The following is a 14,797-nucleotide window of genomic DNA, read 5'->3' as shown; positions in this document are numbered from 1 at the left end:
CATGGGAAAGAGTGTATGGAGAAGTATTGAGTACTTCTTTACCGGTAATTACACGGCAGATGATGGCAATAATGACATCAATGCCTTTGGCTTTGGCGGCGTCATCCGTGCCTATGGCGGTGACGACACCATCAAGATCGGCTCCATTGGCGCCACCGTCTATACCGGCACGGGCAATGACAGCGTGTACGGCGGCGCCGCCTACCTCAAGGTGGTCGATGAGTCCGGCAACCTGACCGTCAAGGGGGCGGCGGGCTACGCGGACATCAGCAAGTCCGAGTCCGGCAATATCCACTTTGCCGGTGCCAGCGGTGGCACCAACATAGATCACCAGGGGCGCGAGGGCGACATCCGCTATCAGGGGGCGGCCCTTGCCAACTTCCTGACCCGCAAGGGGATCAGTGGCAACGTCAGCTTCGAGGGGGCCGGTGGTTACAACAAACTCTGGCACCAGACCGACAGGGGCGATCTGACCTTCAGTGGTGCCGGGGCGGCCAACAAGCTGGACCGCACCTGGCACAGCCAGTATCAGGGGTCGCAGGGCAACATCAGCTTCCATGGCGCCGGTGCGGCCAACATCATCAGCTCCCAGGTTGAGTCCGGCAACGTCACCCTGAACGGCGCCGGTGCCTACAACAAGGTGTTCCGCAAGGGGCGCGAGGGGGACGTCACCTTCAACGGCGCCGGCGGCTGGAACGAGATCTCCCGTCTGCGCCATGAGGATGATGCCTATCTGCAGACCCGCGGCGACATCCGCTTCAACGGGGCCGGTGGCTACAACCGGCTGCTCTCCGATGTGGCCGAGGGCAACATCCACTTCAAGGGGGCGGGGGGGTACAACCACCTCTCCCGCAAGGGGTCTGGCAGCGACAGCTCGCCCTTCGCAGGCGCCCGTGCCGACGAGATAGCGTTGACCACGGCCACCATGGGCGGCAGCTGGATCAACCAGTCCCAGGCGGTCACGGCCATCAAGTCGACCCTGCAACCCAATACCTACCTGTTTGCCTTCTTCGATGGCATGTACACCAAGATAAACCGGGTCGAACTCTCCAACGAGGGCGAGCAGGGCCCCCTGCGCTATCTCTCCACCTCCTGGTACAAGGAGGGCGATCACCTCGCCAGCCTGGCCAGCAGCCAGATCAATGAACAACAAGGATTTACCTCGACCCGGACCGACGGCGCGTATCGCCTGACGGACCTGGTGTTTGAACGGCGTCAGCGCATCACATTGCAGGCGGTGGAAGCGGATCTGACCGAAAACAGCTGGATCAACTACGGCGGTGGCGTGAGCGTGGCCGCCGCCGATGTCACCCTCTCCACGGCCAACATGAGTGGTCATGCCATCTATCAAGATGGTACCAAGGTCGCGGTCAGCGCGGTGAAATCCCGGGCGCAGGCCAACACCTATGTGTTTGCCAAGCTGCTTGGCCCCTACACCAAGATAGTGGTGGTAGAGCTGGCCAACGACAGGGAAACCGGTGCGCTCAAGTACCTGGCCAGGGCCTGGTACAAGGAGGGCGATCACATCGCCGGCCTGGCCGATCAGGTCATCTCGGAGCAGACGGGTTTCAGTGCCATGGGCACGGGGGGCTACTCCCTGAGCGAGGTGCACTACCAGCTCGATACCGTCACGGCCGTGTCGGATCGACTGCCGGCCACCCGCGAGTTTTCCAGCCAGCCGTTGCTGCCCCGCCAGCAGAGCGGCGGCAAGAGCAAGGGCGACATCTTCTTCGACGGCGCAGGTGGCGGCAACGTCATCGAGTCCGACGTGACCGAGGGCAATATCCACTTCAACGGCGCCGGGGCGGCCAACGTGCTGATCAAGCGCGGTCAGCGCGGCGATCTGGTGTTCCGTGGTGCCGGCCTGGCCAACGTGCTGGTGCATCAGGGCTCGCAGGGGAAGATGGATGTCTATGCCGTCGGTGCGGCCAACGTGCTGGTACGCAGCGGGGACGGGGAGTATCTGGCCCGCCTGCTGGCCTATGGCAACATCTCGGTGCAGCAGGGCCGTGGCGACAGCCAGGTGGTCATGCTGGGCGGTTACAACACCCACACCCAGATCGGCGATGGCAATGGTCTCTGGCTGGCCGGCGGGGGCTTCAACCTGCTGACCCAGGCCGGCAATGGCCGGCTCGATGCGCTGTCGGTGGGCGGTGCCAACGTGCTGACCAAGCTGGGTGCCGGCCAGCTGACCGCCGGCCTGCTGGGGGGGGCCAACGTGCTCACCCACATCAGCCAGGGGGACGAGGCTGCCGATACCCGCGCCGTGCTGCTGGGGGGCGCCAACGTGCTCACCAAGAAGGGCAATGGCAAGGTGCAGGCCATACTGGGGGGCGGCGTGAATGTGCTGACTCAGATTGGCCGGGGTGATACCCAGGCGCTGCTGCTGGGGGCGGCCAACGTGCTGACCCGGGTCGGTGACGGCGATCTCTCTGCCGTGATGCTGGGGGCGGGCAACGTGCTGACCCATGTCGGCGATGGCGCCACCCTGGGGGTCATGGGTGCCGTTGGCAACCTGTTCACCAAGGTGGGTGACGGCACGGCCATTGCCGCCATGATAGGCGCGGGCAACCTGTTTACCCAGATAGGTCAGGGCGACGCCTGGGCCCTGATGGGCGGGGTGGCCAACGTCTTCACCAAGGTGGGGGATGGCAATGCCCTGGCGCTGATGGTAGCCAAGGCCAACGTCTTCACCCATGTCGGTGACGGCCTGACCGTCGCCCTTATGCTGGCCCAGGGCAACCTGGCGACCAAGGTGGGCAACGGCATGACGCTGGCTGCCATGGTGGGCAATGCCAACGTCTTCACCCATGTCGGCCTTGGTGAGACCTTCGCCGCCATGCTGGGGCAGGCGAACCTGATGACCAAGGTGGGCGATGGCCTGACCGCCGCGCTGATGATCGGCAAGGCCAACATCTACAGCCACATCGGCAACGGCACCAGCCTGGGGTTGTTCGCCGGCGAGCTGAACGTGATGACCAAGGTGGGCGATGGCACCACACTGGCGGCCCTGTTTGGCAAGGCCAACATAGTGACCCATGTGGGCAGCGGTCTGACCGGGGTACTGGCGCTGGGCAAAGCCAACATCATCACCAAGGTCGGGGATGACTTCCTTGGCGTCATCGCCAAGGCCGATGCCAACGTGCTGACCCACGTGGGCAATGGCACCACGGCTGCTGTGTTGTGGGGCAAGGGCAATCTGCTGACCAAGATAGGTGACGGTACCACTGTGGGCCTGCTCATCTCCGAGGTAGGCAACGTCATGACCCATGTCGGTGGCGGCAGCACCATAGGCCTGGCCAAGGGCCGCGCCAACCTGATCACCAAGGTGGGCGACGGCCTGGTGGTGCAGGGGGCCTGGGGGGATGTCAACCTGCTGACCCAGGTCGGTGACGGTGACCGTTACAGCTTCGCCAAGGGCCGCGCCAACGTGCTGACCAAGGTCGGCGATGGCCGCGAGCTGGCGGTGTTGCAAGGGGAGGCCAACCTGGTCACCCAGGTCGGTGACGGCGACAGTTACACAGGTGCCTGGGGTCGCGCCAACATCATCACCAAGGTGGGGGATGGCCGTCAGGTCGTGCTGGCCAAGGGGGATGCGAACATAGTCACCCAGGTGGGGGATGGCGAGAGCTACCAGGCCCTGCTCGGCAAGGCCAACGTCGTCACCCGGGTGGGCGACGGTATCCAGGTCACCCTCGCCAAGGGGGAGGTCAACCAGACCACCACAGTGGGGGATGGCCTGAGCGTCACCGCCGCCTACGGCAAGTTCAACAACAACATCAAGGTCGGCGACGGCACCTCCATCAACCTGGCCTGGGGTGATTACAACCTCAACACCAAGGTGGGGGACGGGCTCAACGTCGCCGTCATGAAGGGCAAGGGCAATGCCAATGTCCAGATCGGCGACGGGCTCGACGTCACGGCGGCCTATGCCCGCCACAACGTGGCCATCAAGATAGGCAACGGCGACTTCTACAGCCTGGCCATCGCCAGCAGCAACACCAGCAGCAACAAGCTCGGTACCCTGTTTGACAACATCAAGCAGACCCTGTTCGGTGCGGCAGGCAACCAGGCGATCAACTACCTGGTACAGGGCGATGAAGAGGGCCCGGTCAAGACGCCACAAGCGGCCAGTCTGGGGGATGTACAGACCCTGAGCGGCTTCGGTCTGGACGAGATTGGCGAGGTGAAATCCTCGCTGGCGAGCGGCCTGACCGGCCAGGTGAGCCAGACCGGCGAGCGCGACGAGCAAGCCATGGACAAGGCGTTGCAGCTCGATGAGCAAGGCCTGGCCAGGGGCGGCGAAAACCTCATCGTCAACGGCGATTTCGAACGGGGCGCCCACGGCTGGCAGCATGCCGGTGACGGGATCGAGGCAGACTTTTCTGCCGCCACCTACGGGCTGGCTGACGAAGGTCATGGCCAGCGTGTCAGTGAACTCTCCACCGACAGAAACACCCAGATTTCCCAGGATCTTGCCGGCCTCCAGGCAGGCGAGACTGTCACTCTGGACTTCGATTTTGCCCGTCGGGCCAACATCTCGCTGCAGCACGGCATCGAGGTACTGTGGAACGGCGAGCGCGTCTTTGCCAGCGAGGGCGACGCCGCCAGCTGGCAGACCAAACGGCTGACCCTGACCGCTCGCGCGGGGAGCAATACCCTGGCGTTCCGGGGCACGGGGGAGAGCAACGGCCTTGGCTATCTGCTCGACAACGTGGTCGCCACGGCGGCTGGCAAGGCCGAGATTGGCCAGGTCAGCGCGCAACTGGCGCAAGACGGCAACGCCGCCCAGGCCCAAGCCGATCGGGCCAGTGCCGATGCCGACAAACAGCGACTGGAGCAGGAGAAGGCACAGCAGCTGGCCGCCCTTTCGGGCGCTCAGTCCCAGCTGGAAGCCACCGATGAGGGCAAGCTGGCCGAGAATGGTCAGGATCAGCGCGGCGTCATCGAGGCGGAAGCGCGCGACATGACGGCTCAGCTCGACACCCTGGCCCGCCAGTTTGAACAGCTCAAACAGCCCGAAGCGGCCACCATCCCGTCCGGCCAGCACTGGCGCAATGGTTTTGCCGACCGCTTGTTGACCGATGCACAGGAAGATCTGGAAGAGGCCAGCGGCACGGCAGGCGAGGCGATTGCGGATGCCAAAACTCGCCGCGAGCAGCAGAGCCAGCAGGTCGATGCCGCCCTGACCCAGTCCAAATCGGGTCAGCAGCGCAGCGAACAGTTGCAGGGCGAGGCCCAGGCGCAGGGGCAGAGCCGGACCGAGCAGGCCGAGCAGCGCCGTCTCGATGCCCTGACCCGCGAGGCCGATGCCCGGCAGCGGCAGCAAGAGGGCGAGTCGAGTGCCAGCCAGGCCCAGGCCGCAGGCGAGCAGGCCAGCAGCCAGGCCAGCCAGCAGGCAACACAGGCCAGACAGAATGCGGCGAGCCTGAAACAAAGCGGTGACAAGCCGAGCCGTCAGGACGCGCATGACGGCCAGATCCCGGTTGCGGCACCCCGGCCGCCTCAGACCGGTGAGCTGGATGCGCCGGATGCCGCAGGTCTGTCGACCTATGCTGCGGCCGGCGCCCAGCCATCGGCCATCGATGCCGCCAATGGCTTGAGTGAACAGGAGCAGTCCGCCCTCGATGGCGCCCTGGCTGCGGTCAATCGCCTGCAGATCAATGCCGGGAACCGTGTTCATGGCACGCCCGCCATCACCCTGCCCGGTATGGTCGGTGAGCGCGAGTCGGGCGCCGCTGTGCCGGCGAGCCATGCGTCTTCGCGCCGCAGCGCCGAGCTGGGTCTGTCCGGGGTCTCCCTGGCCGGGCTGGGAAGCCCGATGCGGGGCCCGGCCGTGGCCGTGCCCGAGACCGCCGGTTTTGCCTTCCAGCTGCTCAGGCGTGAAGACAATGGCTTCATTGACTCCACTCGCCGCCAGCTGGGCAAGCTCTCGACCGACTTGCCAAGCGATCGGCTCAAGGCGGTACGCGAGGCCGTGGTTCGGGTGCAGCAGCAGCCATCGGAGGCGAATCTGGGGCTGCTGGAGCAAAGCCTGTCCCAGTGGCAGGCTCGCGACCCCAAAGAGTTTGCCCAGCGCGGTGAACAGGTGAAGGCGCTGCGCTTCGAGGCCGCCTCCTTGCTGAGCCACACCTTTGCCTTCAGGGCCAAGGCTGCCGGTGTGCATGGTCTGGCCCTGCCGCCTGAACAGACAGCCCGCTTCGAACATCAGCTGGTGTTCGACGGCATAGGCCGGATCACGGGAGTGGTGGGTGAGTTGAGTGCCACCGACATAGCCAGGGTGACCGAGCTCGGCATTCGTCCGCTCACCGACACCAACTCCAACGCCGAGCGGCAGGCGCCCCGTACCGAGCATGACAGTCTGATCGCGTTTGCCCATCAGCTGGGTCAGTTCGACACGCCGCAAACCCGCCAGCTGGCCGCAGCGGTCAAGGCGCTCTGGCTCTCTGGCGAGGTGAATGGGCCTCGTACCATCGCCCTGTTTGAGACTGCCAGCAAGACGCTGGGGGATCAGCCGCAGCTGCAGGTGCTGGCGCAAGCCTTGCTTGCCGATGCGCACAAGAGCAAGGCGACCGGCCAGTACATAGACAACCTGTTTGGCCGTCGTTTCGACTCCGAGATTGCCCATGCGCTGGTGACCTCACCGTCGCAGGCGGCGATCGATACCTCGGCGCAACTGGGTGCCAGCCTGGTGAAGGAGTTTGGCGACTGGATCCAGACACTGCAGCTGGACGAGGCCACCCAGAGCCAGCGCATCGACAAGAAGATGGCGGCATTCGCCGAGGCCATCAAGAAGGACACCCGTCCCTGGTTCAGCCGGGTGCCCAGCCTGACCGATTTCCTGGCCGAGCCGAATCTGGCCAACTTCAAGCAGATGATGACCCGGGTCGACAACGGCTTCGATGTCATCAAGGTGCCCTTCCTTGCGGTGAAGATGGCCACCCATCCCGAGCTCGGCATGGACACGGCCGACTGGAAGAGAGAGGGGGATCGCTTCTATGGCAGCGTCATTACCAAGGCGCGCTCGACCAGCACCGAGATCGCCTCTGCCAAGGACGGTCTGCTGCAAGTCGACTTGCCGGGTCGCACCACCAGCGACTACGGCACGGGTCTGCACTATCAGCCCGGCGGCGACAAGTACGACGACTTCCTGAGCGGGCGCAGCGTGGCCGATGGCCGCATACTGACGCCGGGCAAGGAGACCACCTTCGAGCGCAACGCGCTGGACAAGGGCTTGCCCGTGGTGACCGGGGCCTCCGGCTCCACCAACATCATGGTGCACCTGAACAACTATCTGGCGGCGAAAGACCCTGCTTACTCCCCGAGTCAGGCCTACCTCAACACCCTTGCCTTCCTGGTATTCGATGGCGGCCACTCGGTGAACGAGAGTCTGGCGGTCTATCAGGCGTTGCAGGCGAGCGGGGATGCGCGCAAGCAGGTGCTGGAGAGCTACACCGCCAACTACCGGGATCTGGTGGATCTGGCGGGTGATGCCGGCAAGGCGGCGGTGCAGGATGCCCTCGATCGTGCCTTCGGCCGCACCCTCGATTTTTATCAGCAACACGCCCACTCGGCGCAGCTGGCTGAGCTGGCCGCACTCGGGTCGCCGCGCAAGGTCAGTGCCCCTGTCGAGGTGGTTGAACCCGCCTCATCCGGCAAGCCCGTCTCCATGGAGAACGACGGCTCGGCACCGCTGGACAGGCAGCCGCTCAACCCCCTGACCCGTTTCCTCAACGACAACCTCTATGGCACCCGTGATGAGCGGCGCCAGGTGGGCGACATCACCCGGCAGTTGCTCGACCATGCGGTGAGCAAGGGAGAGGCCGCACAGGTGACCCTGCAAGGGGACGCCGGCCGTCTGTCCGGTTACCTGCACAAGGGTGCCGAACGACAAGAAACTCAGCAGGATGGAAAGCCCGAGGTGGTGCTGTTCCTGCATGGCTCGGGCTCTTCCGCCGAGGAGCAGGCCGATGCCGTTCGCAGTCATTACCAGAAGCAGGGCATCGACATGCTGGCGGTCAACCTGCGTGGCTACGGTGCCAGCGATGGCGGCCCAAGCGAGCAAGGGGTCTATCAGGATGCCCGCACCATGTTCCGCTATCTGGTGGAAGAGCGCGGGGTGGCACCGGACAAGATCCTGATCCACGGCTACTCCATGGGCGGCCCCATCGCCGCCGATCTGGCCCGTTATGCCGCCGAGCAGGGCAAGCCGGTGGGCGCCCTCTTGCTCGATCGCCCCATGCCCAGCATGAGCAAGGCGATCACGGCTCACGAGCTGCCCAACCCGGGCGGCCTGGTCGGGGCGCTTGCCAAGGCGGTCAACGGCCGTTTCTCGGTGGAGAAAAACCTCGACGGCCTGCCCAAGAGCACGCCCATCATGCTGCTGACCGACAACGAAGGGCTCGGCAGCGAGGGGGAAAAACTGCGGGCCAAGCTGGCCGTGGCCGGTTATCAGGTCAGCGGCGAGCAGACCTTCTATGGCCATCTGGCCAGCAACCGCTTGATGGGCCAGTATGCCGAGCAGATTGTGGGTGACTTGTTCAGTCGCACGCCGCCGGCAGCGGACGCCGAGGCGCCGCTCAAGGGCATCGAGGGCATCAAGCGCGATCTCAAGCGCTACCAGGAGGCGCTCGCCCCGCAGGTGGGCAGCAACGGCGTGGCCAAGGACATACGTACCACCAGGGCCTTCCTCGCGGGTTACCAGCAGGGACTGGCCGGCAAGGTGGTTGACGGCTTCCAGCCCGACATGAGCATGACCCAGCTGGTCGACTTGTTCACCCAGCCGACCCTGACGCCACAACAGCAGGGGGCGCTCGCCTGGGAGATCGAGAACCGGGCGCTCAAGAGCACCATCCAGCCCAGGGTTGAACAGTTCAATCGCCTGTTCCGTGACATAGCCTCGCAAGGGGGCGCAGATCCGCTGGCAAGGGAGCACCTGGCACCCCAGTTGTTGTTGCTGAACCTGGCGGATGACGGCTTCGGTGGTCGCTGCGATCCCCTCTCCAAGCTGGTGCTGGTCGCCAAGCAGCTGGAGAGCGAGGGGCAGCCGGATCTGGCGCGGCGCATGATGGAGAAGCTCTACTCGGCCGCCGCCGTCATCAACAATCCGGATCGTTACTCGGTCGCCGAGCTGGACAATGCCCGCAAGCTGGTGGGCAGTCTGGCTGAGATCCACAACAACACGCCGGCGTCCTACAACTACGACAGCCTGCGCAGCATCAAGTACGACATCGTCAAGGATAAGTGGGAGGGCAAGAGCGCCATCTCGCTCGATAGCGTGCTCGGCAAGCTGACCGCCAAGGGGAACGCAGCCCCCGTGCTGCTGGAGCTGGATGCGCCGGGCCACGCCATGGCCGCCTGGTCCAAGCAGGGTGAGTCGGGCCGAGTCTACGGTTTCTACGATCCCAATGTGGGCATAGTCGAGTTCTCCTCCGCCGAGAAATTCAGTCGTTACATGACCCGCTTCTTTGGCAAGGAGGGGCTCGACATGGCGAACGGCTACCATCTGACGCCGGGAGCGGATGGCAAGCCGCTGTTCTTCCGGGTAACCGAGATGAACGGGGGCGAGCTCGCCCGCTTCAAGCCGTCCAAGGATCTGGCCAACAAGGTCACGCTGCAGGAGATCCTGCAGTTGCCGGTGTTTGACGAGAGTCCGATGGCGGGGCTGCCGGGCAAGGTGGTGGCGCAGGAGCGGGCAAGCAGCCTGTTTGCCGATGCCTACAGCCCGGATGAGCTGAAAAAAGCCGCCCAGGTATTTGCCAAGCCCATTGGCGAATCTTATCAGGGGATCCTGGATCAGCTCGCCGTGCTGCACGGTGCGACCGGGCAGGTGCAGGTGGAGGCCGCATTGCGGCTGAACAAGCTGATCGACGACTACCAGGCCAGGCACGAAGGCTCCGGCAGAAACCCGGCGCTGAGCAAGCTGCAGAGCCAGCTCAACGGCGGGCTCTATCACGGTGAGCTGGCGTCGCTGCAAGCCGATGTCGCGGCACTGGCCAAGAGTCGCCCCGATCTGGCAGCCCTCGTCATCGGCAAGGCTGCCGAGGAGGCAAAAGGCCAGCATCCGGGTCTCACCCAGATGTTGCTGCGCTGGGCGGCGCAAGATCCCTATCTGGCGGCCAAGGGGGGATACCAGGGCCAGGCGCCTGCGGATCTGCCCTTTGACGCCAACTTCCATGTCGCGCTCGGCGAGCAGTATGGCGAGCTGAAGAGGTGGCTGGCAGACGCCCAGTCGAAGGGGCTGCTGAGCAAGGCGGTGCTGGACGAGACCGGCAAGGTGCTGCACCTGGGCTACTCCTATCAGGAGTTGCAGGACATGACGGGGGAGCAGTCTGCCCAGATGACTGTCTACTTCATCAAGGAGGCGGCCAAGCAGGCGGCGCCCGGCTCCGAGCTCTCTGCCGAGATGATCATGCTGGACAAGTTTGCCGACCGCCGCTATCTCGGCGAGCTGGAGTCCCGCCGCCTCGAACAGGTTGAGAGCATCTATCGCAGCAGCAAGCAGACGGACGTGGCGGCCTGGGATGCCCGCTATGCCGGCAATGCCCTGCGGGATCTGAACGACCAGGTGGCGCAGGAGAGCACGCTGGCGGGACAGCTGTCACGCCTGCTGGAGAACCGCAACGGCCTGCTGATCGGGGAAACCCATGGCAGCGACGTGAATGGTCTGCGCTTCGTCAACGAGCAGATGGATGCCCTCAAGGCGCAGGGGGTGACCGTCATAGGTCTGGAGCACCTGCGCGGCGAGCTGGCGCAGCCGTTGATCGACCGCTATCTGGCGGGGGGAGACATGTCCCCCGAGCTGGCAACCATGCTGAAAACCAAGCATCTGGATCCCTCCCTGTTCGAGCGAGCGCGTGAGAAAGGGCTGCGGATTGTGGCGCTGGACGACGGCAGCACGGCAAGACCCGCGATTGCCGGGACTGAGCACGGCCTCATGTATCGCGCCGGGGCGGCCAACAACGTCGCCGTCGACGTGCTGGGCAAGTTGCCGGCTGGCGAGAAGTTCGTCGCCATCTACGGCAGCGCGCACCTGGCCTCCCACAAGGGGATCGAAGGCTTTGTGCCGGGCATTACCCACCGTCTGGGGCTGCCCGCCCTGAAGGTGGATGCGGACAACCGCTTCCGCCTGCAGGAGGATGACACCAGCCAGCGCGTCGAGTATGGCGATGTCGCCAGGAAATGGACGCCGCTGGCGGGCCTGGATGGCGTGGATCAGCCGGTACGCAACCAGCAGGTCACCCAGTGGCAGCAGCCTGAGGTGACACCGGGCAGCCAGGGGGGCGAGACCCGCTTCGATGGTCAGATCATCATCCAGACCGAAGATGATCCGGTTGCCGCCAAGGCGGCGGCCAGTCTGGCCGGCAAGCACCCGGATAAGAGCCTGGTGGTGCAGCTGGATGCGGATGGCAACTATCGGGTGGTGTATGGTGATCCTGCGCAGCTGGCCGGCAATATTCGCTGGCAGGTGGTGGGTCACGGTCGCGACGGTGACGAGCAGAACAACAGCCGGCTCAGTGGCTACAGTGCCGATGAGCTGGCCGGGCGTCTGCGCCGCCTGGGCGATCGCCTGCAAGAGGCGGGCGTGGCGAGCAAGCCGAGCTACGTCAGCCTGGTGGGCTGTTCCCTGGTGAGCGACGACCAGCAGACAGGGTTTGCGAGCCGCTTCATCAAGGCATTGAAAAATGAGGGGATCAGCGCCCATATATCGGCCCGCAGCAGCGAGGTGGCGGTCGATCTGGCTGGTCGCAAGCACACCCGTGGTGAAGAGGATGTCTGGACCCGCAAGGTGGCCGGCAACAAGGTGGTGCTGACCCTCAACGAAGCCGGCGAACCTGTGGTGCACACCGAATTGGTGCGCGGCGGCGTGGCCGAAGGGGATATAGATCTGGCCAAAGTGGGCCAGGGTGACGGCGAGAGTCGCGTCCGTGGCGCCATCGCCGACAACGACGAGACCTTCGTCGCCCCCGAAAAACAGCGTCAGTCCGAGCCTGCCGCTGGAAAGGCCGACAATGCCGTCAGCTACTCCGGCAACATTCAGGTCAACGTGGGGGATGGCGAGTTCACCGCCCTCAACTGGGGCACCAGCAACCTGGGTGTCAAAGTGGGCACGGGCGGCATGAAGTCGCTGGCCTTCGGCGACAACAACGTCATGGTGCACATCGGGGATGGCGACAGCAAACACAGCGTCGACATCGCCGGTTACCGGGCGCTGGAGGGGGCCCAGCTGTTCATGGGTCAACGCAACGTCAGTTTCAACCTGGGGCGCAGCAACGATCTCATCGTGATGCTGGAGAAATCCATCCCCACGCCGCCCATGGTCAACCCCTTTGGCGGGGCGGCCCGCATCGCCGGTGCCCTGCAGCAGATTGCCGGTGACGGCTCGCAGCCGAACTGGGTTGCCAGCCAGTGGGAGCAGTGGACCCTGGCCGGCGCCAACAAGTTCGTGGCGGACATGGCCGGGCTGGATCAGACCAGCAGCGTCAAGTACGGCTCGCTCACGGCTCTGGACAGCGACCATGAGCGCAGCAGTCGCGGCCTCAAGAGCGATCTGGAGGCGACCCTCAACAAGGAGTTCAACAAGCGCATCTCTGGCAGTGGCCAGGGTGAACAGGGACCTCTGAGCCGGGCGGACAAGCTGCGCCAGGCCAACGAGAAGCTGGCGTTCAACTTCGCGGTGGCCGGACAGGGGGCCGATATCCAGGTCACCACGGGCAACTGGAACTTCGTGTTTGGTGACAACATCCAGGCGATGCTGGACACCAACCTGGGTTCCCTGTTCGGGATCCTGACCCAGGAGTTCACGTCGACCGGGCAGGCCAAGACCACCTTTACCTTCACTCCGGCCGATCTGCCGCGCCAGTTGCAAAACCGGCTGCTGGGCCGACTGGCCGGGGTCGGCGCCGACACCACGCTGGCGGATATCTTCGGGGTGGATTACAACGCCCGGGGCCAGCTGGTGGCGCGCGATGGCGCGGCCATCGATGCACCTGCGCTGTTGCAGGAGATGCTGGGGGTCATCGCCGAATTTGGTGGCGATCAGCTCAAGAGCCTGACCGATCCGGCCAAGTGGCTCGATCAGCTCAAGGCCGGGCTGGATCTGGGCACAGATGCCCTCGGCGATTTTGCCCGCAGCCATGGCCTGCAGGAGGCGGCGCCCGAGGAGGCCAAACCCGGTGAGGTGACTGTGCAGCAGGGGGAGGGCCCAGCCAGGGCCGCTACCCAGCCGGCCGCCGCACAGGAGAAGGCGTTCGGCTTCAATGCCCTGAGCCTGCCGAATCTGTTTGCGACCCTGTTCAACGGCGACAAGCAGGCGGAGATCAAGGCGCTGGCCAGCAACCTCAAGCAGAACCTGACGGCGGACTTGCTCAACATGCAGGAGCAGACCTTCGACTTCCTGCGCACCAGTGGTCACCTGCAGGGGGATGGCGACATGCACGTCTCCCTTGGCAACTACAACTTCAACTGGGGGGGAGACGGCAAGGATCTGGGGGCCTACCTCGGCGACAACAACAACTTCTGGGGTGGTCGCGGGGACGATGTCTTCTATGCCACCGGCACCTCCAACATCTTCACCGGCGGTGCCGGTCAGGATACCGGCATCATGATGGGGCGGGAGAACATGATGTTTGGCGGGCAGGGTGACGATGTCGCCGTGCTGGCCGGCCGTGTCAACCGCGCCTTCATGGGCGAGGGCAACGATCAGGCCTTCATCTTCGGCGAAGAGGGGATAGTGGAAGGGGGCGCAGGCCAGGATTATCTGGTCACCTCCGGCAACTACAACCAGATCGATGCCGGCGCGGATCAGGACTTTGCGGTGACCATAGGCCATCACAACCAGATCCGGCTGGGTGAGGGGGATGACGTTGCCATTGTGTTCGGCAACCACAACCGCCTGCTGGCGGAGCATGGCAACAACCAGGTCAAGTTGATGGGTTATCACGCCACCATCCGGGGCGGTGACGGCCGGGATCGGCTGATCGCCGATCAGGTCGCGAAGTTCAGCCAGCTCGATGGCGGGGACGGCGATGACCTGCTGGTGCTGGGCGGTTATCAGAACCAGTTCAGCGGTGGCACAGGCGTCGACAGCTTCGTGTTCAGTGGCGCCGTGATAGAGAACCTGGTGCAGGACATCGGCAAGGAGGACTTCATTGTCTTCAACGATGTCAGCTGGCGGGATCTCTGGTTCAAGCGCAGCGGCTACGACTTGCAACTGCTGGTCAACCGTCACACCGACGGGGCGAGCGAGCAGGGCAAGTTCGAGCAACTGGGCAGCGCCACCTTCAGCAACTACTTCGCCGACAACCGGGCCCAGCTGGTCATAGGCCTTGGCGAACAGCAGGCAGAGGGCGAGCGCGCCTACACGGCGCTCTCTCACCATGCGGTCGACAGCCTGATCCAGGCCATGAGCAGCTTCGCCCCCGAAGCGGGCGACATGGGCCTGCTCAATCGCCTCGACAGCCAGGCAAACAGCCTGGTGCAGTCTGCCTGGGGGGATGTGATACAGGGTCGGGCACGCGTCGCCTGAGCGACCTGACGCCAACCCAATGACATGCAAAACCTGCTCTTCGGAGCAGGTTTTTTTATGGGAAAACGGTGGGCGTGAGCCTCCTTGCCAGTGCGTAACAGCAGGAAAGCGCGCCTTGGCTCCCGGCCCCTTAGCGCAGCCTGCTCGCCGCCCATCACAGGCTCGACCAATGGATGGGGCTGTGCCTGCCTTGCCAGGCATAGGCGCCTTCCACTCCCCGGCTGGTTATGATATCCATTCGGTAACCTGGTCTGGGGCCGGCGAGTTCTT

The 14,797-nt window shown here is 64.5% G+C and carries 1 protein-coding gene; it reads left to right on the top strand.

Translation table 11 applies throughout. The features are described 5' to 3' along the window. Window position 1 precedes the first annotated feature (1 nt). On the top strand, window positions 2–14,527 hold the full coding sequence (gene rtxA, locus IU367_RS15275; protein ID WP_274452354.1) for an MARTX multifunctional-autoprocessing repeats-in-toxin holotoxin RtxA: 14,526 nt from the start codon (window positions 2–4) through the stop codon (window positions 14,525–14,527). The last annotated feature ends 270 nt before the right edge of the window (window positions 14,528–14,797 follow it).

Source organism: Aeromonas bestiarum (assembly GCF_028751155.1).
Lineage (GTDB): Bacteria > Pseudomonadota > Gammaproteobacteria > Enterobacterales > Aeromonadaceae > Aeromonas > Aeromonas bestiarum.
This window is presented reverse-complemented; position numbering and strand designations above follow the sequence as displayed.

Coding starts and splice junctions, on each gene's coding strand:
- rtxA (WP_274452354.1), top strand. CDS start 2: ATGGGAAAGAGTGTATGGAGAAGTATTGAGTACTTCTTTACCGGTAAT.